General features: G+C 43.7%; 23 protein-coding genes and 1 tRNA gene. 2 read left to right on the top strand and 22 right to left on the bottom strand.

Annotated elements, in window-relative coordinates; genetic code table 11:
• The first annotated feature begins 25 nt into the window (after positions 1-25).
• A complete protein-coding gene (locus DQM55_RS01505) occupies positions 26-778 on the top strand; it encodes a DeoR/GlpR family DNA-binding transcription regulator (RefSeq protein WP_111675254.1) in 753 nt (250 codons plus the stop codon).
• 138 nt (positions 779-916) lie between these two features.
• On the opposite strand, the gene DQM55_RS01500 is transcribed toward DQM55_RS01505, so the two are convergent.
• The 20 genes from DQM55_RS01500 to DQM55_RS01400 form a co-directional block, all read right to left on the bottom strand.
• Positions 917-1681: an amino acid ABC transporter ATP-binding protein gene (locus DQM55_RS01500; RefSeq protein WP_111675253.1), complete on the bottom strand. Its 765-nt coding sequence runs from the start codon at positions 1679-1681 to the stop codon at positions 917-919.
• A 12-nt stretch (positions 1682-1693) separates the two neighbouring features.
• Positions 1694-2380 carry an amino acid ABC transporter permease gene (locus DQM55_RS01495; protein WP_111675252.1) on the bottom strand — a complete coding sequence of 229 codons (687 nt, stop codon included), beginning with the start codon at positions 2378-2380 and terminating at the stop codon, positions 1694-1696.
• Between the two features lie 3 nt (positions 2381-2383).
• Complete coding sequence (locus DQM55_RS01490) at positions 2384-3076, bottom strand: amino acid ABC transporter permease (RefSeq protein WP_111675251.1); 693 nt, start codon at positions 3074-3076, stop codon at positions 2384-2386.
• Between the two features lie 195 nt (positions 3077-3271).
• Entirely contained in the window at positions 3272-4156 is an 885-nt protein-coding gene (locus DQM55_RS01485) for a transporter substrate-binding domain-containing protein (RefSeq protein ID WP_111675250.1), read from the bottom strand.
• Between the two features lie 15 nt (positions 4157-4171).
• Complete coding sequence (locus tag DQM55_RS01480; protein ID WP_111675249.1) at positions 4172-5173, bottom strand: uroporphyrinogen decarboxylase family protein; 1002 nt, start codon at positions 5171-5173, stop codon at positions 4172-4174.
• Between the two features lie 87 nt (positions 5174-5260).
• Positions 5261-5461 (bottom strand): hypothetical protein, encoded by a 201-nt coding sequence (locus tag DQM55_RS01475; protein WP_111675248.1) that lies wholly within the window; start codon positions 5459-5461, stop codon positions 5261-5263.
• Positions 5462-5516: 55 nt separating this feature from the next.
• Complete coding sequence (locus DQM55_RS01470; protein ID WP_111675247.1) at positions 5517-6524, bottom strand: uroporphyrinogen decarboxylase family protein; 1008 nt, start codon at positions 6522-6524, stop codon at positions 5517-5519.
• A gap of 248 nt (positions 6525-6772) precedes the next feature.
• Positions 6773-8584 carry a glutamine--fructose-6-phosphate transaminase (isomerizing) gene (gene glmS, locus DQM55_RS01465; protein ID WP_111675246.1) on the bottom strand — a complete coding sequence of 604 codons (1812 nt, stop codon included), beginning with the start codon at positions 8582-8584 and terminating at the stop codon, positions 6773-6775.
• 353 nt (positions 8585-8937) lie between these two features.
• The gene (gene gap, locus DQM55_RS01460; RefSeq protein ID WP_002907928.1) at positions 8938-9945 is read right to left on the bottom strand and encodes a type I glyceraldehyde-3-phosphate dehydrogenase; all 1008 of its coding nucleotides are present in this window, start codon (positions 9943-9945) and stop codon (positions 8938-8940) included.
• Positions 9946-10267: 322 nt separating this feature from the next.
• Positions 10268-12349 (bottom strand): elongation factor G, encoded by a 2082-nt coding sequence (gene fusA, locus DQM55_RS01455; protein WP_002899105.1) that lies wholly within the window; start codon positions 12347-12349, stop codon positions 10268-10270.
• Positions 12350-12589: 240 nt separating this feature from the next.
• Positions 12590-13060, bottom strand: a complete 471-nt coding sequence (rpsG, locus tag DQM55_RS01450; RefSeq protein ID WP_002893865.1) for a 30S ribosomal protein S7 — start codon at positions 13058-13060, stop codon at positions 12590-12592.
• A gap of 19 nt (positions 13061-13079) precedes the next feature.
• On the bottom strand, positions 13080-13493 hold the full coding sequence (rpsL, locus tag DQM55_RS01445; protein WP_002893867.1) for a 30S ribosomal protein S12: 414 nt from the start codon (positions 13491-13493) through the stop codon (positions 13080-13082).
• 216 nt (positions 13494-13709) lie between these two features.
• The gene (locus DQM55_RS01435; RefSeq protein ID WP_111675245.1) at positions 13710-14174 is read right to left on the bottom strand and encodes a hypothetical protein; all 465 of its coding nucleotides are present in this window, start codon (positions 14172-14174) and stop codon (positions 13710-13712) included.
• A gap of 21 nt (positions 14175-14195) precedes the next feature.
• A complete protein-coding gene (purR, locus tag DQM55_RS01430) occupies positions 14196-15011 on the bottom strand; it encodes a pur operon repressor (RefSeq protein WP_231909442.1) in 816 nt (271 codons plus the stop codon).
• Between the two features lie 92 nt (positions 15012-15103).
• On the bottom strand, positions 15104-16048 hold the full coding sequence (locus DQM55_RS01425) for a 3'-5' exoribonuclease YhaM family protein (protein WP_002893873.1): 945 nt from the start codon (positions 16046-16048) through the stop codon (positions 15104-15106).
• A complete protein-coding gene (locus tag DQM55_RS01420) occupies positions 16038-17294 on the bottom strand; it encodes a DNA recombination protein RmuC (RefSeq protein WP_111675243.1) in 1257 nt (418 codons plus the stop codon). Before DQM55_RS01420 ends, DQM55_RS01425 begins: the two co-directional genes overlap by 11 nt.
• A gap of 1 nt (position 17295) precedes the next feature.
• Positions 17296-17928, bottom strand: coding sequence for a thiamine diphosphokinase (locus DQM55_RS01415; RefSeq protein WP_172454698.1), 633 nt, complete (start codon positions 17926-17928; stop codon positions 17296-17298).
• Positions 17921-18580: a ribulose-phosphate 3-epimerase gene (rpe, locus tag DQM55_RS01410; RefSeq protein WP_002893879.1), complete on the bottom strand. Its 660-nt coding sequence runs from the start codon at positions 18578-18580 to the stop codon at positions 17921-17923. Before rpe ends, DQM55_RS01415 begins: the two co-directional genes overlap by 8 nt.
• 15 nt (positions 18581-18595) lie before the next feature.
• Positions 18596-19471 (bottom strand): ribosome small subunit-dependent GTPase A, encoded by an 876-nt coding sequence (gene rsgA / locus DQM55_RS01405; protein ID WP_111675241.1) that lies wholly within the window; start codon positions 19469-19471, stop codon positions 18596-18598.
• A 234-nt stretch (positions 19472-19705) separates the two neighbouring features.
• The gene (locus tag DQM55_RS01400; protein WP_111675240.1) at positions 19706-24391 is read right to left on the bottom strand and encodes a Cna B-type domain-containing protein; all 4686 of its coding nucleotides are present in this window, start codon (positions 24389-24391) and stop codon (positions 19706-19708) included.
• A gap of 194 nt (positions 24392-24585) precedes the next feature.
• On the opposite strand from DQM55_RS01400, the gene DQM55_RS01395 reads away from it, so the two are divergent.
• Positions 24586-24668 (top strand) — tRNA-Leu (locus tag DQM55_RS01395).
• A 146-nt stretch (positions 24669-24814) separates the two neighbouring features.
• On the opposite strand, the gene rsmA is transcribed toward DQM55_RS01395, so the two are convergent.
• Complete coding sequence (gene rsmA, locus DQM55_RS01390; RefSeq protein ID WP_111675239.1) at positions 24815-25687, bottom strand: 16S rRNA (adenine(1518)-N(6)/adenine(1519)-N(6))-dimethyltransferase RsmA; 873 nt, start codon at positions 25685-25687, stop codon at positions 24815-24817.
• A 20-nt stretch (positions 25688-25707) separates the two neighbouring features.
• Positions 25708-26562 (bottom strand): SDR family NAD(P)-dependent oxidoreductase, encoded by an 855-nt coding sequence (locus DQM55_RS01385; protein ID WP_111675238.1) that lies wholly within the window; start codon positions 26560-26562, stop codon positions 25708-25710.
• Position 26563: the final 1 nt, after the last annotated feature.

Below are 26563 nucleotides of genomic sequence, written 5' to 3'. Positions count from 1 at the left end.
GCTTTGTTCATCGGTGGAGGTCACTATGGTTTCTTTGGAACGAATGAGTCGAATTATAGAAATTCTCAGCAAGCGAAAGATTATTGCAACCGCCCAACTTGAAGAACTTTTGTACTGTTCTACATCAACGCTTCGACGGGACTTGATTGAGCTAGAAAAAGAGGGGAAAATCATCCGCTCTCATGGTGAAGTCATGCTGATTACGGCCAACAACGTAGAATATGTGTATTCTGCTCGCGCCCGTGAAGAAGAAAAAAGCAAGCAGCAAATTGCTGAAATTGCCTCAACTTTTATCACTCATAACCAATCTATCTTCATTGATAGCTCTACGACTGCAGCTATGCTCATTCCGCATTTGGCACCTTTCCAGAACCTACGTGTCATAACCAATGGTATTGAAGCAGCCCGCCAGCTAAATAACTTTGAAAATGTCACCCTCTTTTTATCAGGCGGACATATTGGCTGCGGGACCAATTCTGCGCTGGGCGATTTTGCTGCCAACTTCATCAACAATTTCCATGCAGACTTACTCTTCTTTAGCTGCCGCGGATTGGATCGCTACGCCGCCTACGAAGCCAACCACAATCAGGCACATATCAAGCGCGAAATGATCGCTAATAGCGACAAGGCAATTCTATTGGCCGACCACTCTAAGTTTAACACCAGTCATTATTTCAAACTTTCCAACTATTCTAGCCTGGATTGCATTATCACCGACCAGGCACCAGTTGAATCCTTCCAAAACGCTGTCGGCAGCCAGTGCGAAATCCTCTGGTAAGCAACTTTCTTGAAACACAAACTAGACCAAGATAAGCATATCTCGGTCTAGTTTTTTACTATCTACTCGTCCCTCCATTATCAAGTCAAAGGATAACAGCTATCTATCAAAAATAAAAATCTGGACACAATCCAGATTTTAAATCATATACTCTACACTATAGCTGGCATCCGACAAAATGCGCGACAAAAACTGTTTGGTCCGCTCTTCCTTCGGGCTAGAGAAGAATTCCTGAGGAGGATTTTCTTCGACGATATGACCTCCGTCCATAAAGATGACATGGTTGGCCACATCACGGGCAAAGCTCATCTCGTGGGTCACAACGACCATGGTCACCCCCTCCTGAGCCAGCTGTTTCATGACGCTAAGGACTTCGCCGACCAATTCCGGATCTAGAGCCGAAGTTGGTTCATCCAGCAGGATGACATCTGGCTTGACAGCAATGGCACGCGCAATCCCAATCCGCTGCTGCTGACCACCTGATAGCTGCGAAGGATAATAGTCCTTGTAGGCCAAGAGGCCCACGCGTTTCAAGGACTCTTCCGCAATCTCAAGCGCTTCTTCCCTCGGTATCTTACGAGCGATTACTAAGCCCTCTAAGATATTTTCAAGGGCAGTTTTATTGGCAAAGAGATTATAATGCTGGAAGACAAAGGCCGTCTTTCTACGAATTTCCAAAATCTCCTTTTTGCTGAGTTTAGCCAAATCATAGTCCTTACCAGACAAAGTCAGCTGGCCGCTATCCGCTTTTTCTAAGTGATTCAGACAGCGCAGAAATGTTGTTTTCCCAGAGCCCGAGGGTCCCAGAATAACCACAACGTCACCTTGATTGACCTTGAGACTGACATCTGCCAGCACCTGGTGCTCTCCAAATCGTTTGGAGATATGTTTTACTTCTAACATAATCTTTCCTTCCTAAGCAAGAGCGTAGCGCTTTTCCAAGCCCCTAAACATCCACTGAATCAAACCACAAATAATGAGATAAATAACAAAAATCACCAGGTAAGACTCTGAATACTGGTAAGAATGGGAGGCCTCTATCTTAGCCAAGGCTGTGATATCCTTGACTGTCATGACAAATACCAACGAAGTTCCCTTGACTAGATTGATAACCAGATTGGCCAGATTGGGCAGGGCTGAGCGCAGAGCCTGAGGAAAAATAATTCTCCGATAGGCTTGAAAATTCGTTAAACCAATCGCTTGAGCCGCCTCCAACTGCCCTTTATCCACTGTCAAAATGGCTGAGCGCAGGATTTCCGACAAACTACCTGTCGTCATCAGGCTATAAATAATGAAAGCATAGTAAAGCGGATTGAACTTAAAGACGTCTACCTGACTGCCCAGACTTTTGAATATTTGATTCAATAAGCTAGGAAAAAGACTGTAGAAAAAGAGAATGAGCAAAATGGGCGGCGTTGCTCGAATAAAGGCCAGATAAACCACCGAAAAGGTCCGCACACCTCGAACTTTATAAATCTGCCCCAGAGCTAGAAGCAGAGCTGGAATAAAGCTGAGCAGAATAGCCACCACCATAATGATCAAGGTTACTGGTATGCCTTTCAAAGTAACCAGAAAGGTATTTACAATATAATTCAAATCCATGCTTTACCTCTCCTTGACTGTCAGACTTTTTTCCAGAAGCTGGGAAGCCAGCGAAACCACTAGGGCAATCCCCCAGTAAATCAAGGCCACCGCTGTATAGGTTTCGAGGGAATAATTGCCCAGATTACGACTGATAAGATTTTGCCCTGCTCCCATGACATCCACTGCCCCAATCGTATAAGCCAGCGCAGCATCCCGCATGAGATTAAGAAGGGCAGTAGTCAGATTGGGCAGGGTGATGCGAAAAGCCTGTGGCAGGATAATGCGCAGAAAAGTCTGCACCGGTGTCAAGCCAATACTGAGACCTGCCTCGGTCTGTCCCTTAGGAACAGCAAGATAAGCTGCCTTGAAGACTTCCGCAATCATGGCCGCAAAGAGCAGAATCATGGTGATGATGACAAACACAGTCCGCGACCAATTATTGATATCCAGCCCCAGCCACCATTCTAAAAACTCTGGAATGCCATAAAAAACCAAGAAAAGCAAGACGATAGGCGGTGTACATCTAAGGATAAATATATATCCTCTAGCCAGACCAGCAAAAGACTGTTCCTCGGCAATCTGAGCCCAAGCCAACAGACCACCCAGCAAGGAGCCAATCAAAGCTGTCACAAACATAATCCATAAAGTGGTCGGCAGAGCCAGCAGCAGACTAGGCAGCAAGCCAAAGACACGGGACAAGTCATACGAGACCATAAGTTTCTTCTCCTTCGACAGTGATTAAATAGAATAAGCTTCACTTGAACGGGTACTTTCAGTTTGGAGCAGCCTTGCTCTCTCTTTGAAAATTCCTTCAAACAGCAGCAAGGTCAGCTTAGAAGCCACCAACTCTATATTCAGCCAGCTTCTCAGTCAGCCTTTTGATTTTCCATAATTAGCAGACAGCAGCAACTAATCCTTGTCCACATAAGAGAAGACATCTTCTCCGAAATACTTTTCAGATAGTTTAGCCAAGGTTCCGTCTTTTTCCAGTTCCTTAATTGCCTTCTCATATGCCTTGGCAAATTTTTCATTTTTTTCGTTTTTATGCAGCAGGGGATAGGTCGGAATCCCCTTGTAAGGGAACCAAGTCAGTTGATCCGCATACTGGTGGTAAGAGCCTTCCTTGTCCGTCACAGCTTTTTCAAATGACAGCTTGATGTCAAAGAAAGCATCGTAGCGCCCTTCCAGAACCCAAGCATAAGCATCAGCAACCTTGAAGGACTCTGCTGCAGTCAAATCAATAGGAGCACTGCTATGCTTTTTGTTATACTCTTCGATAACGGCCCATTGAGCATTCTGCGGAGAGATTGGTACCAGCTTGCCCTTTTCCTTGGCAAAGTCATCAATAGTTTTGTATTTTTCAGCATCTTCCTTGCGGATAGTGAAACCTATAATACTAGCGCCGATTGGGCTTTTTGGAATGATGAACTTCTTCGCCCGCTCTTCGGTGTACCATGCTCCCTTGGTTCCGATGTCATATTTTCCAGATTCCAGACCGACTAAGAGATCTTCATCACTGGTACCAGTATATTCAAACTGATAGTCTGGCAGCTTTTCATCAATGGCCTTGAGAACAGCAACCTCATAGCCATCTGACTCACCTTTTTCATCCACAAAGTCATAAGGAACATAGTTCTGTGTATGTGCCACTTTCAAAGTCGTGACCTTACCACTGCCTGATGCAGAGCTGCTCGTCTTGCTAGATGAAGCACCTGTCAAGGTCCGTCCCAAATAAGTCGCAGCTACAATAGCAATCACTACCGCTCCACCAATAATCCATTTTTTCTTGCTCATTCTTTCGTCTCCTTCTTATGTTAAGCTTGCTGCTTGGCGAACCCACTGAATCCGCTCTGTCTTAATATCGCTTGGAATAGTACAGTCAGCCCCGATAATCAAAGCTTCCTTGCCAGCTTCTGCTATCAGCCGCTTGGTCTCTTCTTGAATAACCGCTTGACTGCCCGTGTAGAGCAGACCATCCTTGCCATTTTCAAAACCACCCAGAACAGTCCGACCGCCAAATAATTTCCGGCCCTCCGCTAGGCTGATGCCTTCTGGCCCCACTGCCCAGTTGATGACCTGAGCTGGATAGTCAGTAAAAAGATGAACATCATTTCGCGCGCCTTCGTAACCGCAAATGTGCAGGATATTCACTCCGCCAGCCGCGTTGGCTGCTTCCAGCACCGCCAATTCACTAGGAGCAATAAAAGCCTTATAGTCTTCAGCCGACACCCGTGCATCCTGGATGCTCTGAACGCTGAGGTAGATTCCATCCGCACCAGCTTCCTTGATAATCCGCTCTGTCAAAGCCGCAATATCTTGAGCAATCACATCCAGAACCCGCTTCGTGAGCACCGCATCCTCTGCTAGGAAATCTGCAATGATATCATCTCCACCAGAAACCTTACCGACCAACCATTTGAAGTAGGTCACTGGCGCAAAAATATTGTAAATAGCGACCAAGTCCTCTGTAAAGCTAGCCCTAATCTTCTGAACCAGCTCCACCTGCTCACTAATCCAAGGGTGGTCAGCACCCAGCGGCTCAATATCTGCTAACTCCTTGATAGATTGGGCTTTTTTCAAGAGTTCATTAGGATAGGAAAAATAACCATCACTCATCAACTTGATAAAGTCTGGGTCGACTTCTGCCAGAAAAGCTTGATGACCAGCCAGATTTTTATCAATAATGGCCTGATTTCCAAAACCAGCCAGCCACTCATCCTCGCTGGTAAAATGATGCCAGAAACCAACTGGCACTCGGTCAACGGGCTCTCCTCTGAAAGCCTTCAGTACTAATTCTCTTTTTGAAGTCATCTTCTCTCCTTTTTTATTATCCTTATTTAGCCAATGGGTTGTTTTTTAGCTTGCTCATTGAGCTAAGTCAACCTTTTAGTAAAAATTCTAATCAGACAAGAGCAGAGCAGCGATATCATTGGGCTGCATCAAGCCAGTTGACTGCTCTGGCAGTTTCTTGAGCACCTGCAAATCATCTTCTTTTTTGTCTGAAGACTGATGAGCATAAATGTGACTGATGCTCAGAAAGGTTCCTATTATCAAGAATATCAGAGCAAGAGCTGCAAGCCTTTTTTGATATCGATTCATCTATCTTCCTCCTTGAAAGAGTTGAAAATTGCTCTTTAGGACTTTAGCAAGTCCGTCAGAACTGACTAGCAGCCTGACGGATCCAGTCCAATCTTTCTATTTCAAAATCATCTGGTACAGTACAGTCAGCCCCTAGAATCACTCCCTGACTGCCAGCTTCAGCCAGCAGCCGCTTGGTCTCAGCCTCTAACTCTGCTCGACTGCCCGTATTCAGAAGAGCTGCTCTGCCATTTTCAAAGCCGCCCAGGACAGTCTGACCGCCAAAGAGCTTGCGCCCTTCCGCTAAGCTGACCCCTTCATGATGGGTTGCCCAGTTAAAGACTTGAGCCGGATAGTCCTTGAACAGTTCCAAATCATTGCTGGCTCCTTCAAAGCCGCAGATGTGGAGGATATTCACTCCGCCAGCCGCATTGGCCGCCTCCAGAACCTTGACCGTACTAGGCTCAATATAACGACGATAACTGGCCGCATCTACCCGACCGTCTTGAACTTGCTGGGTGCTGAGATAAATCCCCTCAATGCCCGCTTCCTCAATGATCCGCCTAGTCAAAATAGCAATATCAGTGGCAATGACATCTAAAACATGTCCTGTCAGCTCGGAATCCTCTGCCAGAAAATCTGCAATTTCTCTATCTCCTCGCGACCCTTCCCGGCGGAACCAGCGCTTGAGATAGGAGACCGGCGCAAAGATATTGTAGAAGGAAGCGAGGTCCTCTGGATAGCTTTCTTTCACAGCATTCACCATCTCAATCTGCTGCTCAATCCAAGGATGATACTCGCCGATAGACTGGATAGCTGCCAAGTCCCGAATAGACTCAATATGATCCGAGTAAAGCGCGCTAGGATACTTAAAGAAACCATCGCTCATAATCTTGACAAAGTCTGGCCGTGCAGCTCGAACATAAGCAGCATGCCCCTCAACACTTTTATTGAAAATTACTGGATTGTCTAGGCCCAACATCTTTTCCTCTTGGCTTACAAAGTGAAACCAGAATCCAACAGGCACTCGGTCAACTTCTTCACCCCGAAAAGCTCTCAGCACTAATTCTTTCTTGCTGACCATTACTTCCTCCTTCTTTGAATTTGTAATATATCATACCATCCCCTCTCTCTCCTAGGAAATATATTTTCCCTATCAGCCTGATTAAAAATATTTATCAAAGCAAAATAAAAAAGCTAGACTAAGCTAGCTTTTTCAAGGCTTTTCAGACTCTGCTGAACCACCTTATTTTTTGTACCCTTTTTAGATAAGTACCATATATATTTTCTATGGACGAGATAGGTAATTTTTATAGGCACAGCCTGTTGCGCTTATTCTACAGTGACAGACTTAGCCAGATTACGCGGTTTGTCAACATCCAGACCACGGTGCAAGGTTGCAAAGTAAGCAATGAGCTGTGTCGGTACCACCATAGAGATTGGTGACAGGTATGGGTGAACCTGATTGAGTACGATATCGTCACCTTCTTTAGCTACATTCTCCTCAGCAATGGTCAGCACCTTGGCTCCGCGAGCTACGACTTCTGAAATATTGCCTCGTGTATGACTAGCCAAGATTTCATCAGAAAGCAGAGCCAAGACTGGTGTCCCGTCTTCAATCAGAGAGATCGTACCGTGTTTGAGCTCACCAGCCGCGAAACCTTCACACTGGATATAAGAAATTTCTTTGAGTTTTAGGCTGGCTTCCATCGCCACATAGTAGTCTTGACCACGGCCGATATAGAATGCATTGCGGGTCGTTTCCAGAAGGCCACGGACCTTATTGTCAATCAACTCCTTTTCTGACAAAGTGGACTCAATAGACTGCGCAACTATGGACAGCTCGTGAACCAAGTCAAAGGCTGCCGCTTTTTCAGAAGCATTGGCATCGCCAACAGCTTTAGCCAAGAAAGCCAAGGTTGCGATTTGAGCTGTATAGGCCTTAGTAGAAGCAACCGCAATCTCAGGACCTGCATGCAGCAGCATGGTATGATTGGCTTCCCGAGAAAGCGTAGAACCTGGAACATTGGTCACGGTCAAACTTGGAATACCCATCTGATTCGCCTTGACTAAGACCTGACGGCTGTCAGCTGTTTCACCAGATTGGCTGATAAAGATAAAGAGAGGCTTCTTGCTAAGGAGCGGCATGGCATAGCCCCACTCAGAAGCAATGCCCAGTTCAACAGGTGTATCCGTCAGCTCTTCCAGCATACGCTTAGAAGCATAGCCAGCATGGTAAGAAGTTCCAGCTGCAAGAATATAGAGACGGTCAGCTTCCTGAACAGCCTTGACAATATCCGCATCTACTGATACTTGCCCCTTATCATCTGTATAAGCGCTGATGAGCTTACGCATCACAGTTGGCTGCTCATCGATTTCTTTGAGCATATAGTATGGATAAGTCCCCTTACCAATATCGGACAAGTCAAGCTCAGCTGTATAGCTTTCACGCTCCAGAATATTCCCATCATAATCCTGCACTTCCACACTGTCTTTACGGACAATAACCAGCTCTTGGTCATGAATTTCCATAAATTGATTCGTCTCACGAATCATGGCCATGGCATCTGAGCAGACCATATTGTAGCCTTCACCCAGTCCGACTAGAAGTGGAGATTTATTTTTAGCAACATAGATAACATCTGCATCTTCTGAATCCACCAAAGCAAAGGCATAAGAACCACGGATAATGTGAAGAGCTTTTTTAAAGGCTTCTAAAACAGACAAGCCTTCTTCTTCAGCGAATTTGCCAATCAGATGCACAGCAATCTCTGTATCTGTCTGCCCCTTGAAGTCATGACCAGCTAGATAGGTATTCTTGATATCAAGGTAGTTCTCAATCACACCGTTGTGAACCAAGACAAAACGGCCAGTCTGTGAAGTATGAGGATGGGCATTGTTTTCACTTGGTTTTCCATGAGTAGCCCAACGAGTATGTCCGATACCAGTAGTCCCAGCAACATCAATGCCAATTTTAGCATGCAGGTCAGCGATACGACCGACCGACTTGATCAGACTAGAAGTTTTCCCTGTTGTTACAAAAATTCCAGCCGAGTCATAACCTCGGTATTCCAGCTTTTCCAAGCCCTGCATCAAGATATCAGTTGCGTTGCGATTTCCGACAACTCCGACAATTCCACACATAACATTACTTCTGATTTCCTATATTTTAGAAACCAGCCCTTCTTATTGAAAATTGGTATAGTCTTTTTGGAGTCCAAAAACTCCAACAAAGCTAGTATACACACAGTTTTTTGGTTTGTCAAGTGTAAAATTGGTATAGTTTTCTTTAAGAAAAGTATGCTTAGCTTCTCTTACCGCAAAATAGCTCCTTGAAGCATTTAGAAAAATGGACAGATATGGTAAAAATGACTTTCTATATGACTGAAAATTTGGAAAATAGAAGTACAACATACCATAGCCCTGTCTCTAATAATTCTCGCAAAACAGTGCACAGAAAAAGAGACTCAAATGAGCCTCTTTCTTTTACTATTGAATTATTTAGCGATTTTCGCGAAGTATTCAAGAGTACGTACAAGTTGTGCAGTGTATGACATTTCGTTGTCGTACCATGATACAACTTTAACCAATTGTTTGCCGTCAACATCAAGAACTTTAGTTTGAGTTGCGTCGAACAATGAACCGTAAGCCATACCTACGATATCTGAAGATACGATTGGATCTTCTGTGTAACCGTATGATTCGTTAGCTGCTGCTTTCATAGCTGCGTTTACTTCATCAACTGATACGTTCTTTTCAAGAACAGCAACCAATTCAGTAACTGATCCAGTTGGAGTTGGAACGCGTTGTGCAGATCCGTCCAATTTACCGTTCAATTCTGGGATAACCAAGCCGATAGCTTTAGCAGCACCAGTTGAGTTAGGAACGATGTTTGCAGCACCAGCGCGAGCACGACGAAGGTCACCACCACGGTGTGGTCCGTCAAGGATCATTTGGTCACCAGTGTAAGCGTGGATAGTAGTCATCAAACCTTCAACAACACCGAAGTTGTCTTGAAGTGCTTTAGCCATTGGAGCCAAGCAGTTTGTAGTACATGAAGCACCTGAGATAACTGTTTCAGTACCATCAAGAATGTCGTGGTTAGTGTTAAATACAATTGTTTTAACATCATTTCCACCAGGAGCAGTGATAACAACTTTCTTAGCTCCACCTTTAAGGTGTTTTTCAGCAGCATCTTTCTTAGCAAAGAAACCAGTTGCTTCAAGAACGATTTCTACACCGTCAGTAGCCCAGTCAATTTGTTCTGGGTCACGTTCAGCAGAAACTTTAACGAATTTACCGTTAACTTCGAATCCACCTTCTTTAACTTCAACAGTACCATCGAAACGACCTTGAGTTGTGTCGTATTTCAACAGATGTGCAAGCATTACTGGATCTGTAAGGTCGTTGATGCGAGTAACTTCAACACCTTCTACGTTTTGGATACGACGGAAAGCAAGACGACCGATACGACCGAAACCGTTAATACCAACTTTAACTACCATTCGTGATTTCCTCCTTATGAAAATCAAAAAATTTTTATGTGAAAAGAGTAACTTGAGTTGCTACAAATCACCTTTCAACATTTCTATTATATACTTAATTGAGGTAAAATGCAACTGATTTCATTGTTATTAACAAGTATTACGAATTCTTTCACTAACTTTCATTTCGGCTTTCATTGATTTGAAAAAGCAAAGCAGTAACTTTTGAAAATGCAGGAATACAACTTACAAGATAAATCATTTACTCTTTTTATTGAGGAATCGATCCTCTAAAAAATAGAAAAAGCACCCACGAACGCGAGTGCCAAGGTTTGCTCAAGGCTTAAGCTTCACCTTTGTTTTTCTTAATGATTTCTTCTTGTACTGACTTAGGTACATCTTCGTAGTGGTCAAATACCATCATGAAGGTACCGCGTCCTTGTGATGCTGAACGAAGAACTGTTGCATAACCGAACATTTCAGCAAGTGGCACATAGGCACGAACGATTTGGCTGTTACCATGCGCTTCCATACCATCAACACGTCCACGACGAGCTGTTACGTGACCCATAACGTCACCAAGGTTTTCTTCAGGAACAGTGATTGTTACCAACATCATTGGCTCAAGGATAGCAGGCTGAGCAGTCTTAGCAGCTTCTTTCAAAGCGAGTGAAGCCGCAACCTTGAAGGCTGTTTCAGATGAGTCGACATCGTGGTATGAACCATCGTAAAGTTTCGCTTTCACGTCAACGATTGGGTAACCAGCAAGGACACCGTTCGCCATTGACTCAACCAAACCTTTTTCTACCGCAGGGATGAATTCACGTGGAACCACACCACCGACAATAGCATTTTCAAACTCGAAGCCTTTTCCTTCTTCGTTTGGTGTAAACTCGATCCAAACGTCACCGAACTGACCTTTACCACCAGATTGGCGTTTGAAGAATCCACGAGCTTGAGTAGGAGCACGGAATGTTTCACGGTAAGATACTTGAGGTGCACCTACGTTTGCTTCAACCTTGAACTCACGACGCATACGGTCAACAAGGACATCCAAGTGAAGCTCACCCATACCAGAGATAACTGTTTCACCAGTTTCAACATTTGTTTCAACACGGAAAGTTGGATCTTCTTCAGCCAGTTTTTGCAGAGCAACACCCATCTTGTCTTGGTCAGCCTTAGATTTAGGCTCAACCATCAATTGGATAACTGGTTCTGGAACATTGATAGACTCAAGGATGATTTTAGCTTTTTCATCTGTCAATGAGTCACCAGTAGTTGTATCTTTCAAGCCTACGGCAGCAGCGATATCACCCGCATAAACAGTTTCAATTTCATTACGGCTGTTAGCGTGCATTTGCAGGATACGTCCGATACGCTCACGTTTACCTTTAGAAGTGTTCAATACGTATGAACCGCTGTTCAGGACACCTGAGTAAACACGGAAGAAAGTCAAACGACCTACGAATGGGTCAGTCATGATCTTGAAGGCAAGAGCTGCAAATGGCTCTTCATCAGATGCAGGACGAGTTTCTTCTTCTTCTGTATCTGGGTTGATACCTTTGATTGCCGGGATGTCAAGTGGGCTTGGAAGGTAGTCGATAACTGCATCAAGCATCAACTGAACACCCTTGTTCTTGAAGGCAGAACCACACAATACTGGGAAGAATTCAACGTTGATAGTCGCTTTACGGATAGCAGCTTTCAATTCTTCGTTAGTGATTTCTTCACCTTCAAGGTATTTCATCATCAATTCTTCATCAGTTTCAGCAACTGCTTCCACCAATTTTTCACGGTATTCTTGAGCTTGCTCAAGGTATTCAGCTGGGATATCTTCTTCCAAAATATCTGTACCAAGGTCATTAGTATAGATTTCAGCCTTCATCTTAATCAAGTCGATAATTCCGCGGAAGTCATCTTCTGAACCAATTGGCAATTGGATTGGATGAGCGTTTGCTTGAAGACGATCATGCAAAGTGCTTACTGAGTAAAGGAAGTCAGCACCAATCTTGTCCATCTTGTTAGCAAATACGATACGAGGAACTCCGTACTCAGTTGCTTGGCGCCAAACTGTTTCAGTTTGAGGTTCAACACCTGATTGTGAGTCAAGAACGGTTACCGCACCGTCCAAGACACGAAGAGAACGTTGTACTTCGATTGTGAAGTCCACGTGTCCCGGTGTGTCGATGATGTTTACGCGGTGGTTGTTCCATTGAGCAGTTGTCGCAGCAGATGTGATCGTGATACCACGTTCTTGCTCTTGCTCCATCCAGTCCATTTGTGACGCACCTTCGTGAGTTTCACCGATTTTGTGGATTTTACCAGTGTAGTAAAGAATACGCTCAGTTGTTGTTGTTTTACCAGCATCGACGTGGGCCATGATACCGATATTACGAGTTTTTTCAAGTGAAAATTCGCGAGCCATTTGGTTATTTCTCCTATTAATTTATTTTACAATTTATTATAACATGATTTAGCAAAAACGGATAGGCAGGACCTACCCGTTCTCAATGTTTATCTTGTTTTATTGGTTTCAACTTGTAGATAAGTTGAATTGAACTCGGGCTAAAAACTCAGAAAATAGATAAGCTTTTCTAGAATCTTTGATTCTGCGTCAAGCTTCCTAATTTTCAGTCGCTTTTTTAACGCCCTTAGTATCTTATTCTTACCAACGGAAGTGTGCGAAGGCACGGTTGGCTTCAGCCATACGGTGAGTGTCTTCACGTTTCTTAACAGCTGCACCGGTGTTGTTAGAAGCATCCAAGATTTCTTTTGCAAGGCGGTCAACCATTGTGTGCTCACCACGTTGACGAGCAATAGTTACCAACCAGCGAAGTCCAAGTGTTGTACGACGTTCTGGACGAACTTCAACCGGAACTTGGTAGTTTGAACCACCGACACGGCGAGCACGAACTTCAAGTACAGGCATAATGTTTTCCATAGCTGTTTCAAATACTTCCAGCGCATCGTTTCCAGTTGCTTCTTTGATTTGGTCAAAAGCTCCGTAAACGATAGAAGCTGCTGTACCACGCTTACCATCAAGCATAACGCGGTTGATAAGACGAGTAACTAATTTTGAATTGTAAAGCGGATCTGGCAATACTTCGCGCTTAGGCGCTTGGTTTTTACGACTCATTTATCTTTCTCCCCTTTCCTTATGCTTTTGGTTTTTTAGTACCGTATTTAGAACGGCCTTGTTTACGATCAGTAACACCTGCTGTATCAAGTGCACCGCGGACGATATGGTAACGTACCCCTGGAAGGTCTTTTACACGTCCACCACGAAGAAGCACTACGCTGTGCTCTTGCAGGTTGTGTCCGATACCTGGGATGTAAGCTGTAACTTCAATCAGGTTGCTCAGACGTACACGGGCAAACTTACGAAGGGCAGAGTTTGGTTTCTTAGGTGTCATAGTTCCGACACGGGTTGCAACTCCACGTTTTTGTGGTGAAGATACGTTTGTTTGAACTTTTTTATGGCTGTTGTAACCAACGTTCAAAGCTGGTGATTTAGATTTTTCTACTTTTGATTTACGCGGTTTGCGAACCAATTGGTTAATTGTAGGCATCTACATTCTCCTGTATTTTTTTTAATTTTGGTGATGATACACTTGGTGACAGCTACCATCTGCGTGTACTTTTGCAACATTTGTCAGCACGTCTCTGTACACTTTTGAGAGACCAAAAGTAAAAAGTACCGTCTATCATTATAGCACGACGATACTTTTCTGTCAATACATTTTTTCTATTTTAAGCCTATCTCTGCTTATTAGATTGCTGCTGACTTATTGCTGCGGCTGAGCCACTGCTTCTTCTGATACACCAGCTGGATTTTCAGAAACAGCGGCCTGAGCTGCTTCCGGATCAATCAAGACTGCTATCGCCTGAATACGACTTTGGAATCTAGCCTTCGTCGCTGCATCCTTAACCTTCTCTACTGCAGTCTTAGCCAGCTGCAAATCTTCCAAAGTTTGCATGGTTTCAAGCTGTTTAACTGCTTCTTCTGCGGCCTGAACTGCTTGCTCCTCTTCCTGAATTTCTTTTTCCTGTGCTTCTTTTTGAGCAGAGGATAGCTGTAAGGAAGAGCTGCTCGATGCGATGCTGGCAGCTGAACTAACTGAATTCCTGGTGGAATTAGACTGACCCTGTACAAAAACCATGCCGGTAATCAGAATCCCAAATAAAATCGACAATACTCCTAAACGAATCCACAGCGGACTGTGGTCAAACTTTTCTAAAACTGTTTTCATCTATAATCTCCGCCCTTTTCCCTAATCAAAAATATTTCCAATTTCCACATCAATGGTATTCGCCTTGACATCAATATTGGTTACTTTCAAGAGCGATTTATAATCCAGATAATCGCGATTGGCCTGCGCGTTGTCCGCAAAGACCGCTACACCTGCCAGCTCAGAGTCGAACTCAGATAAGAGGCTAATCATCCCTGTAATAGTCCCCCCGCCTTTGAGGAAGTCATCCACAATTAAGACACGGCTGCCAGCCTTGAGACTGCGCTTGGACAAGAACATCTTTTCAATACGATCTCCGCTGGAGCCTGATACATAGTTGACACTGACCGTTGACCCTTCTGTAATCTTTAAATCGCGACGAACGATGACAAAAGGTACATTGAGAACATTGGCTACTGCATTGGCCAAAGGTACTCCCTTAGTAGCAACTGTCATTACTGCATCAATCTGTTGATCTTTAAAGCTTTTGGCAATGATCCGTCCGATATTATTCAGAATGGATGGAGTACTGAGCAGATCAGATAGATAAATATAGCCCCCAGGAAGAATCCGATTGCTTTCAGACAGCTGTTCACAAAGACTTTGTACAATGGTCTTAGCTTCTGTATCTGAGATGGACGGGCTAAAAATCACTCCTCCACCAGCACCAGTAATCGTTTCGATAGTCCCAATTTCAATCTCTTCAAAGGCACGCTTAATAATGACAATATCTTCTGAAATAGAAGATTTGGCAGATTCGTATTTTTCTGCAAATGTATTTAAGCTCGTTAATTCATAAGGATGGTTAATCAAATAATTAGAAATAACCACCATACGCTCACTTCTTCTTAATTTCATTTTTTCACCAATTAAAGTTATTTTATTCATTATACCATAACAGAAACAAAAAAACGAACATTCTTTTCCAAGTAATGTCCATTTTTCGTATTTTACTGTTCAAGTTTTGGTTTGTAGAAAGAACGGCCTTCAAGAGCGAATATTTTATTGCTCATTTCACCTGGATCCACAAGTCCTAAGGCAGCAGTCATCATCATCATCTCCGCATCCAGATTATCAATCATGTGCAGAATTTCTGCCTCCATAATCTTAGGCCGTACAGGACTGCCATATTCCAAGAGACCGTGGTGGCTGAGAAGGACATGGCGCAGGACAATAACCTCTTCCTTACTATCGTCAATTTTCAGCTCCATCAGGGTCTTGGTCAGTTCCTCATCAATCAAAGCAATGTGGCCAATCAGATTGCCTCGCACAGTGTACTCGGTATTTTCCGGACCGCTGAGCTCAATAACCTTAGCCAAGTCATGAAGCATAATCCCAGCAAAGAGCAAGCTTTTATTAAGCTGAGGATAAATGTCTCCGATAGCATCTGCCAGCTTGACCATAGTAGCAGTATGAAAGGCTAGGCCAGATTCAAAAGCATGGTGATTGGTCTTGGCAGCTGGATAAGAATAAAACTCCTTGTCGTACTTGCTATAAAGCGAGCGGACCACGCGCTGCCAGACCGAATTCTCAATCTTGAAAATCATCTGAGATAAATAATCTCGGATTTCTTTCTGGTCTACTGGTGGTTTTTCCTTGAAATCCGCTGGATCATTGGGCTCTCCAGCCTTAGGAAGACGCAGGGTCAGTTGATTGACCTGGGGTGTGTTATTGTAGACTTCCCGTCGGCCTTGCATGTGCACGACCTTGCCAGCAGTGAATTCTTCAACATTATGCGGCTGTGCATCCCAGAGTTTGCCTTCAATTACCCCTGTATCGTCTTGGAACGTAAAGGCCAGATAATTTTTCCCAGCCCTTGTCTGACGGACTTCTGCTGACTTGATCAGATAGAAACCTTCAAACAGTTCATCTTTTTTCATTTGATTAATCTTCATTGTTTTCCCTTTCTTCTGAAAAATCAAGTAAGTTCAAATCGAGGTCTTGGTCGGACAGCTCAATATGGCGTAAGGTTCTTTCGATAGCCCCTGTCCGCCGGGTTAAGAGTTCATCAATATTGCCCGAAGCATGCTGCAAGTGCTTTTGCGCCTTGGTCAGAATACCACCGAACTTGTTAAATTCGGATTTGACAGAACCCAGAACCTTGCTGATATCGTCGGCACTTTTTTGAATATTGAGCGTTTTAAAGCCAACAGACAGTGAATTGAGCAGAGCAGAGAGGGTAGATGGCCCCGCAACCACAATCTGCTCCTCCCTCCGCAAACTGTCAAAAAAGGCTGGATTGCGGACAACTTCCGAATAGAGACCTTCCGTTGGCAGAAACATAATACCAAAGTTAGTCGTAGCTGGTGGAGCCAGATATTTACTCTTAATATCCTTGGCAAAGCGTTTAACACTTGCTAAGAGAGACTTGCGATAGAGCTCAATCTCTTCCTTGCTGCCAGACTCATAAGCATCTTCCAAACGGTAGTAATCAGCCAGAGGAAACTTAGAATCAATGGGCAGATAGACATATTCATGCTCCGTCTGTCCTGGCAGTTTAATGGCATATTCGACACGCTCACTGGAGCCAGCCACTGTCACAAACTCTCGCTCATACTGACTGGCCGTCATGATGTCCTCAATAATCTGCCCCAGTTGCAACTCCCCTAGAATCCCCCGAGTCTTGGTGTTGGAAAGGACCTTGTTCAGTGTGCCGACATCTCGGGCAACACTCTGCATTTCTCCCAGACCACGATTGACAGACTCCAACTGCTTAGAGACCGTTTCAAAAGAAGTCTGAAGACGAGTCTGAAGTGTTTTCTCCAGTTTCTCTTCAACAGTCTGCCGCATCTGCTCTAGACGGGTTTCATTGGACTCTTGGATTTGCCGCATACGCTCGTCAGTTTTATCCCGATTCTTGGTCAGGTTGTCACTGATCTCCAAGCGCAGGTCTGTCAAGTTGCGGTGCAAATCTGCCCTGACCTCGCTCAAACGATCTCCCAGAGCTAATTCCAGCTCTTTCTGAGCCGTTTGCTTTTTCTGACTTTCCTGCTCCAAGCGATAGTCCAACTGATCCGATAGATGATCTGCCTGATTTTCCAAGACTTGCTTTAGCGTCTCAGTCTGCTGACTAAACTTTTGCCATAAAAGAAAGGTCAGCACTAGGTTTCCCAAAAGAATGAGGATGATTATAAACTCCATATCAGCTCCTGTCTTTGCTGTAAATGACGACTGTATAGCCGCTATCAAAGTCCAAATAAATGGGCTTATCTATAAATTCGTTAGAAGCATACACTTTTTTGAAAAAAAAGTTATCTTTATTGAGCGGATATTTGGCGCCCTCAATCGTTAAGGCAGCATCATCCGATGGCAGAAAGGCCAGATAGCGCATGCCAGCTACTGGTTTGATTTCATGGCGCCCCTTGGGAACATAGGTCAGCAGATTCTGTTCGTCTTCCAGAAAAATCTTTTCCATATATGGTGCAATTTTTTCATTACTAGGCAGGAAAACATTGGCCAAGGCATGATCCAGACGGCCCCCAAAGGCTCCAAAAATAGTCAAACAAGCATCTGGATAGCGCTCAAAACAAGCTAGAACAGCTAACTCCAGGTCCGTATCATCCTTTTCAGGATGGGCCTGAACGACTTCCTTGGCACTATCTTTTATGCGCAGCAATTCTTCCTCGGTCACAGAGTCAAAATCCCCGACAGCCAAGTCAGGACAAACTCCCTGCTCAAGCAGAAAGAGGCTTCCACGGTCTACTCCGACTAAAACATCAAAATCTAAGCTAAAATGCTCCAAATTCCCGCCAGCAAACAGTGCAACCTTAGTCATGCAGGGCATCCCGTAAGGTCTGAACTTGATGATTGACATCACCTTTGAAGACATAGCTGCCTGCTACGAAGACATTGGCACCAGCTTCTTTAGCAATCCCAATGGTCTTATCGTCAATACCGCCATCCACTTCAATATCAAAATTCAGCTGATTGACTTCACGCAGAACGACCAGCTCACGGATCTTATCCATGGTTTCTGGCAGAAAGGCCTGACCGCCAAAACCTGGATTAACTGTCATCACAAGGACTTGATCGACCAAATTCAAAACATTTTTGACTGCTTCGACTGGTGTTCCCGGATTAATCACAACACTAGGTTTGACTCCCGCTGCCCGAATCTTCTGCAGTGCTCCGTGGATATGTGGCGTCGCTTCGGCATGGATGCTGATAATATCTGCACCGGCACGAGCGAATTCTTCAATATGATGTTCAGGATTGGAAACCATCAGATGACAATCAAAGACTAGCTTGCTGTGAGGACGCATACTGGCAACAACCCCAGCCCCAAAGCTGATATTGGGTACAAAATGACCATCCATAATATCAATATGAGCATACTCAGCGCCTGTTGCTTCTAACTTTTTCAGTTCTGATTCAAAATTAGCATAGTCCGCACTTAAGATTGAAGGGGCAATTTTGAATGAAGTCATAGTTCTTCTCCTTATTTAGAATTTTTTTTTGACAACTTTTTTATAGGTCTCCCGACGATTTTCGATCTCGCTAAGAAATTGCAGGTAATTATCAAAGCGGAATGAAGCTATCTGACCGGCCTCAACTGCTGGCTTAACGGCACAAGCTGGCTCGTGAGTATGAGTGCAAGTACGAAATTTACAGGACTGGCTGACCTCAGCAATCTCCGGAAAAGCTTGATTGAGATCTTCAGCTGTAGTCACCTCGTAATCCAAAGACGAAAATCCTGGTGTGTCGGCAATCTTCCCACCGTTTAGATTGTAAAAACTGACAGCCCTCGTCGTATGACGGCCGCGGCCAAGACTTTCAGAAATCTCTCCTGTTTCTAGCTGCAGGTCTGGGGCAATTTTATTGAGCAGAGTGGACTTTCCAACCCCAGTCTGTCCCATAAAAACAGTGATTTTCCCAGTCAGCAGCGGCAGCAATTCCTCAGTCGTCTTAATGACCTCATAGCCGATGGACTGATAGGCCTGCACATAGACATCCAAGCTCTGTTCATCTTCAAGCAGGTCTAACTTGCTGATGTAGATAATAGGGTGGATCCGCTTATGCTCTAAAAGCACCAGAAAGCGATCCAACAGATTAGCATTGAAATCTGGCTCTTTCGCGCTCATGATTACAACTGCCTGGTCAATGTTGACAATCGGAGGCCGCACAAGACTGTTCTTTCGCTCTGCTATTTTTAAAATATAGCCTTCCGAGTCTTTTTCTGCTGAAAATTCGACTTCATCACCGACATAAGGTGTCTGCCCTTTTTTGCGAAAATTACCCCGCGCTCTGGTTTGATAAACCTGTCCGTCCGACTCTACATAATAAAAGCCAGCCAGAGCCTTAATGATTTTTCCTTGCAAGATTGCTCCTTAAAAGTTAATACACTCATTATAACAAAAAAAGCGAGATTTAGCTTGCTTGTTTTGTATAGAAAGCATTTCTTAAGGTTAGATTCATTTTTCATAGAAAACAACTGCTTTAAAATATTTGTAATAAAACTGGCATGATAAAAGCGAACAAGCTCAAAAGAACCTGTTCGCTTTTTTATATTAAATAAGACGCTCACTGTAATTTTCAGTAAGTCACAAAACTGATTAGCTGCGTTTTGCCTTAGCCATCAGCATTCCTCCTGCGAGAAGCGCTGCTAGGAAGCCAAGAATAGTAACAAGAAGACTTTCTTCCTGTCCAGTACGAGGAAGAGCTTTTCCTTCTGCTTTCGGAGTCTGACCGCCTCGCTTATCAGCTAAAACCTTCCCTTCAACACTCTCTTTCTTAGCAGGGACATGACTAAAGGTCAGCTGAGTACCGTTGATCTCAAGCTTGTAGCCATCTACTGGATCAGCAGCAACGCTGTAGACAATTTCCTTACCGTCCTTGTACTTAGGAAGGTCGCTAAAGTTATACTGCCAACCATTTTCTTCTGATACAACCTCTTCTTTGATTGGTTTGCCATCTGCCAAGAGTCGAACAGTAATCTTAGAAGGTCGAACCTTATCTTGATTTTCAGCATCTGACCATACCGCAGTTCCCTTAACAGCAATCTGTGTTGGTTTATAGCTGTTAGTCAAAGTGAAGCTGCCATCTGTTACTTGTTCTTGGCTGCTGCTATAACCCTCAACTGTCACTTCCTCAAGGACTGTATAGTTGATTTTCTTGCCCTTCTTATTCTTAGGCAGATCTTTAGACTCAAACTTCCAGTCAGTAGCGGCTGTCACTTCCAGCTCATCTACCACCTTGTCTCCGTCCAAAATCTTTACCTTGATAGATGCTGGGCGCTTGCCGTCTTGATTATTAGCATCATCCCAAACCTTTTGACCAGAGACTTTAACAGTTTCTGGAGTGTAGGAGTTGGTAATAGTGAACTTATCAATCTTAGTTTCATATTGAGCAACTGACACTTCAGAAAGCGTGTAGACAATCTCTTGACCATTTCTATATTTAGGCAGGTCTTTAGATTCAAACTTCCATCCATTAGCAGCTGTTACTTCAAGTGTATCAACAATAGTGCTTCCATCCATTACCTTAACTGTAATAGATGTTGGGCGTTTGCCGTCTTGATCGTCTGCATCATCCCAGACTTTCTGACCAGAAACTTTAACCTGCTCTGGAGTATGAGAGTTAGTGATTGTCTGACCTTCTACTTTCGGACTGTAACCTTTTTCTTTCAAAGCGGCTACTGTTGCATCATCTTCTTTGACAGAGTAGGTAATCTCCTGTCCCTTGTCAAATTGAGGCAGATTGGTGAAGCTTGCTTTCCAAGTGTTAGCAGCTGTCTCATTATCAGCCGTCAAGGTCAACGTTTTACCTACGACAGCAATTGGATCTTGACCATTTACTGAGCGATACAGCTGCACTGTGATAGAAGCTGGACGCTTGCCGTCCTGGTTATCAGCATCATCCCAGACCTTAGTCACAGCATATTCTGTACTTTGAGGAGTGTAAGAATTAGTAATGGTGAACTTATCAATCTTAGTTTGATATTCCGCAACTGCTTCTTCAGTAACAGTGTAGGCAATCTCTTGACCTGCTGCATACTTAGGAAGGGCTTTCGACTCAAACTTCCAATCGTTAGCAGCTGTTACTTCCAATTCATCTACGACAGTATCGCCATTTTTCACCTTAACCTTAACAGAAGCTGGACGCTTGCCATCTTGGTTATCAGCGTCATCCCAGACTTTTTGACCGGAAATCTTGATCATCTCTGGAGTGTAAGAGTTAGTAACTGTGAAATCTTTGATTTCTTTAGTGTAGCCAGCTACATCATCTTCCTCGATAGAGTAATCAATCTTCTGACCATTTTCATAAACTGGTAGATTTTCAAATTTGGTTTGCCATTGATCAGCAGCTGTCACTTCCTTGCTAGCGACTTCTGTCTTGACACCGCCGACGGTCTTCATCAGCTTAATGCTAATCTTAGTTGGACGTTTGCCGTCTTGATTGTCGCTGTCATTCCAAGTCTTGCTAGCAGTGATTTCTGTCTTTTCTGGTGTATAAGAGTTGGTGATATTGTAGCCGTTGAGATTGGTTGAATAACCCGGTACAGCTTCTTCTGTCACTGTATAAGTAATTCGTTGGCCATCCTTGTAGACTGGCAAGCCAGTAAAGTTGTAAGACCAGCCTTCTGCCTCTCCGACTGTTTGGGTATTGACTTTTTGACCGTCAGCTAGTAGATTAACTGTGATAGAAGCTGGACGTTTGCCGTCTTGGTTATCGCCATCTTCCCAAGTCTTGCTTCCAGACACAGTCGTTGTCTCTGGAGTGTAAGAGTTGGTAATGTTGTAACCATCTACTTTGCTAGTATAACCTGGCACAGCTTCCTCACTTACGGTATAAGTGATTTCTTGGCCTGCTGCATATTTAGGCAGAGCCTTAGACTCATACTTCCAGTCGTTAGCGGAAGTCACATTTTGCTCATCAACAACCGTATCACCATTCAGAATTTTAACCTTAACAGAAGCTGGACGCTTACCATCTTGGTTTTCCGCATCTTCCCATTTCTTCTGACCAGAAATCTTGACCGTTTCTGGGGTGTAAGAGTTGGTGATGTTATAGCCGTCCACCTTGCTCGTGTAGCCTGAGACAGCTTCTTCAGCAACAGTATAAGCAATTTCTTGGCCAGCTGCATACTTAGGAAGAGGATTAGATTCATAATTCCAACCGTTAGCAGCCGTCACTTCCTGCACATCAACAATGTCTTGGCCTTTCAAGATCTTGACTCTAACAGCATTTGGACGCTTGCCGTCTTGGTTTTCCGCATCTTCCCACTTCTTCTGACCGGAAATCTTGATAGTTTCTGGCTTGTAAGTGTTGTTCACTACAAAGCCGTCAGCAGCATTGCCAGTTACCTGAGATTGATAGTGAGGGACCGCGTCTTCTTCCAGAGAATAAACAACTTCTTGGCCCTTTTCATACTTGTTCAAGTTGGTGAACTCAGTTGCCCACTGGTCAGCTTCGGTCAGAGTTCTGTTCTCAACTTCTGATTTCTGACCGCCAACTTCTTTATAAAGTTTGACAACGACATTGGCAGGACGTTTGCCGTCTTGATTCTCGGCATCATCCCATTTTTTGCTGGCTTTGATAGCGATTTTCTCTGGCGTACGACTATTGGTAACAGTGAGATTTTCCTGATCTACTTCTGGAGCATCGTAGCCATCAAGCTGATCTTCACCGATTGTATAGGTGATTTTTTGACCACTTGCATCAAAGATTGGTAAATCAGTTGTCTGAGCTGTCCACTCCGCATCTGTACTTCCACCAGTTACGGTCACTGTCTTGTCAGCTAGCTTTTGACCGTTAGCGTAGACATCTACAGCAATAGAAGCTGGACGCTTGCCGTCCTGATTGTTTTCATCTTTCCAAACTTTCTTGACTGTCAGCTTTTTGCTGGCATTTGGATCTACCGTATTCTTGACTGTTTTGACTGCACCATCAGCCTTGATGGTCACTTTCATCGGATTGCTGTCCAGTACATAGCCTTCCGGAGCTGTTACTTCTTCTACTGTGAATTGACCTTTCCTGATTTCTTCACTTGAGAAAGGTTGTGTAGAAACCCGACCGTTAGCATCTGTCGGCGGCAGAGTAATCTCTTCACCGCTAGGAGTTGTCACCTTAAAGACAGCACCTTCCAGCATTTTGCCAGTCTTAGAATCTTGCTTATATAGAACCAGACTGTTGCTGATATCAGCTGTAATGACACCGCCCTCTGTAATCCGGCTGCTGCGCTCTATCGTAGAACTCGTCTGACTAGGACGATCGTCTCTGAATGGCAGTTTTGTATTATCAACTTCCATCTCAGCCGTATTCGACACCAAAGAACCATCAGCTGGTGAAGTTGTCATATAGTTCAACATAAAGGCATGGTTGTCTGGGTTATTGATGGTTAGAGTAAATTCTGTATAAGTGTCATTATAGGCAACCGTATAATCTTGACCTTCTTTCAAGATAACAGAATTCGCAATACTTGATAAACTCTGTGTGTACTCCCCTTGGCGAAGGACAAATTGCTCCGGAACGAATTGCATTGGTGCACTGCTATCTGGAATGACATCCTTGATAACAATCGGAGAGTTATAGGTCTTTTGCTGAGTATTGATACGAACAGTCCAGTTATGTGAGTAGTCACCGCTCTTGCCTAGAATAGCCGAATTATATGGCTTCTTAGTAATGACCCCTCCAATCTTAGCGTAGTTTTCACCAGCAGTTGAAAAACTGCTCTGTTTGCGCTCGTTAATGGTTACCTTATGGCTCATCGCCCCTTGAGTTTCCTCAGGCTTATAATTCCAGTCTTGCTCAGCACCTACTGTTGTCGCCTGAAAATCAAAGAAGAAACTTCCTCTTACTCCACTGGCAGTTGTCTTAGACTTGTAATCGGCCAAATTCTGAATAGTAACCGTAATCAGACCGCCCTTACCCGAACCATTTGACGTCATCTTAGCAGCTCCAAGCTGGACCTGCGTTTCATTATCCGTCAGGGTAAAGGTTGTACCATTAGCAATGGTTGCACCGTTTGGTACTGTAAAGGTAAAGGTGTCTCCATCCTTGAGTTGGCTATCGTAAGCTGACAAATCAAAAACTAGCTCATAACGATAATTTCCCCCTTGAACCAAATTATAAGCACCGTTAACCTTGGTTGCTTCGCGGCCATTAGAGTGGTCCCAGATTTTAATATCTGTGATTGCATTCTTCAAAGCATCGGCTTGAGCAGTTGCTGTAAATAGCTTCAAATCCAGCAAAAACAGAAGGGGCAGCATCAAAAACAGCAGCCATTTTTTCAGTTTCATAACATTCTCCTTTTTTATTTCGTTACCTAAATAAGTAATTAATCTAATTGTAACAAATACTTGCTATAATGGCAATATCATAGAACTATTTTAGTAAAGAAAAAATAGAAATTTTTCTGCTTTTTTCATACAGTGAAAAAAACTGATATTCGCTATTGGCATTTTCACAAAAATAAGTTATAATAGAATCTCAAGCGGAGGTGGTGGAACGGCAGACACGCATGCTTCAGGCGCATGTGCCCGTACGGGTGTGAGGGTTCAAATCCCTTCCTCCGCATAAAAAGCAATCCTATCAATCATGATAGGATTTTTTGTTATTATGAAGTAGAATTACACTGCTGAGAAAAGACAGAAATTTCACTTTCATATTTACCTCATTAGCAAAATAGAAGACCAGCTATATAGAGCAGATCTTCTATTTTTTTATAATCCCTCAGTCTTCAAAGCGTCTGCCAAGCGCGCAAATTCTTCTAAATTAAGAGCTTCTCCCCGAACACTTGGAGATAAGTCAGCTCGTTCTAGAGCCGCTGTCAATTTGCCTTTAGTCTCCTCTGACTTTCCAAAACAACTGGTCAGGTTATTCCAGAGAGTCTTCCGACGGTGGACAAAACTGGCCTTGGAGACCTTGAAAAAGAATTTCTCGTCCTGTACCTCAACAGCTGGCTGGTCTCTGCGCACCATCTTGAGAATAGCCGAATCCACATTTGGAGCAGGCACAAAGACTGTCCGTGGCACGATAAAGGCAACCTTGGCCGTCATGTAATACTGTACCGCAATTGACAAACTACCGTAGGCCTTGGTATTCGGCTGAGCTGATATCCGATCCGCTACTTCTTTTTGCATCATCACGACAAACTCACTAAAAGGAATTCCGCTCTCAATCAAATGCATGAGAATCGGCGTCGTGATATAGTAGGGAAGATTCGCCACTACCTTGATAGGCAGGTCTGGATTCTTAAACTCTGCTATGTACTGAGCCAGATCAACCTTGAGAATATCCTGATTGACCACTGTCACATTGTCAAAATCGCGCAGAGTATCCGCCAAAATCGGCACCAACCGATCATCAATCTCAAAGGCCATGACTTCTGCAGCACTTTCCGCCAAAAATTCTGTCAAAGCCCCAATACCAGGACCAATTTCGATGACATTGACCTTTTTGTCAATCTCAGCTGTGTCCACAATCTTCTGGAGGATGTTGGTATCCGTCAGGAAATTCTGACCGAAAGATTTTTTAAAAGTGAAACCGTGACGCTCCAGAATGGCACGGGTCACACTATGGTCTGCAATACGCATCTTTTCTCTTTTCTAATTATTTATTCATTATCTTTTAAGAAAGTCATTTGTTCAAGCAAGGTGTAAAGTTTTTTCTGTTCTTCTTCCTCGTAAGCAAACGCATTAGCCTTAACTTCTCTGCATTTCTCGTCATACAAAAAGCCCTCATAGCCATCTTCTGTAGATAAGGCTGTATAGACTTTCGCCATTTCTTCAGGACTAATCGAAAATCTCGACTTAATTTTATACAGATTTTTCATAAAAGCGCTGAGGTGATCATAGCGCCGCATATCAACTTTGACATTGGTCACACGGATGGCCTGAACCTTGATACCTTTCCAATGTTTCCGCATATAAAGTGACAGCATCAACAAGGCCAGCTTATTCTGATAATAGATCTTAGCAGGACTGTAATGTTTTTGACCGGATAAATTTTCAAAATCAAGCTTCATGAAAGGATAAAGCACCAGCCCTTGGGAAGAAATATTAATAATCCGACCACTTTCTGACTTTTCCAACAAACCTTTCAATAAAGAAGAAAGTAAGTACGGAGCGCCCACATTGGTCGCAAATTGCTTTTCCAATCCATCTTTGGTTATCACAGGACTTTTGATTGATAAATCAAAATCAGCCGCATTGTTAATTAAAACATCTAAATTCTCTTCTTTTTGGATATACTGTTCTACCGCTTTCCTGACACTTTTCATATCAGATAAATCAACCAAGATATAATCTATATGCGGGTTTCCTGTTTGTTGACGGATTTTCTCACAGGCTTGCTCAGCAGCTTCTTTTCGACGACAAAATAGGGTCACTGACCAACCTTTCTCAGCTAACTGTTTTGCAGTTTGATATCCAATCCCACTATTGCCGCCCGTAATAATTACTTTTTTCATT

It is taken from the genome of Streptococcus sanguinis, assembly GCF_900475275.1.
GTDB lineage: Bacteria > Bacillota > Bacilli > Lactobacillales > Streptococcaceae > Streptococcus > Streptococcus sanguinis_N.
Note: the sequence above shows the minus strand (reverse complement) of the source record. Positions and strands in the feature narration are given on the sequence as shown.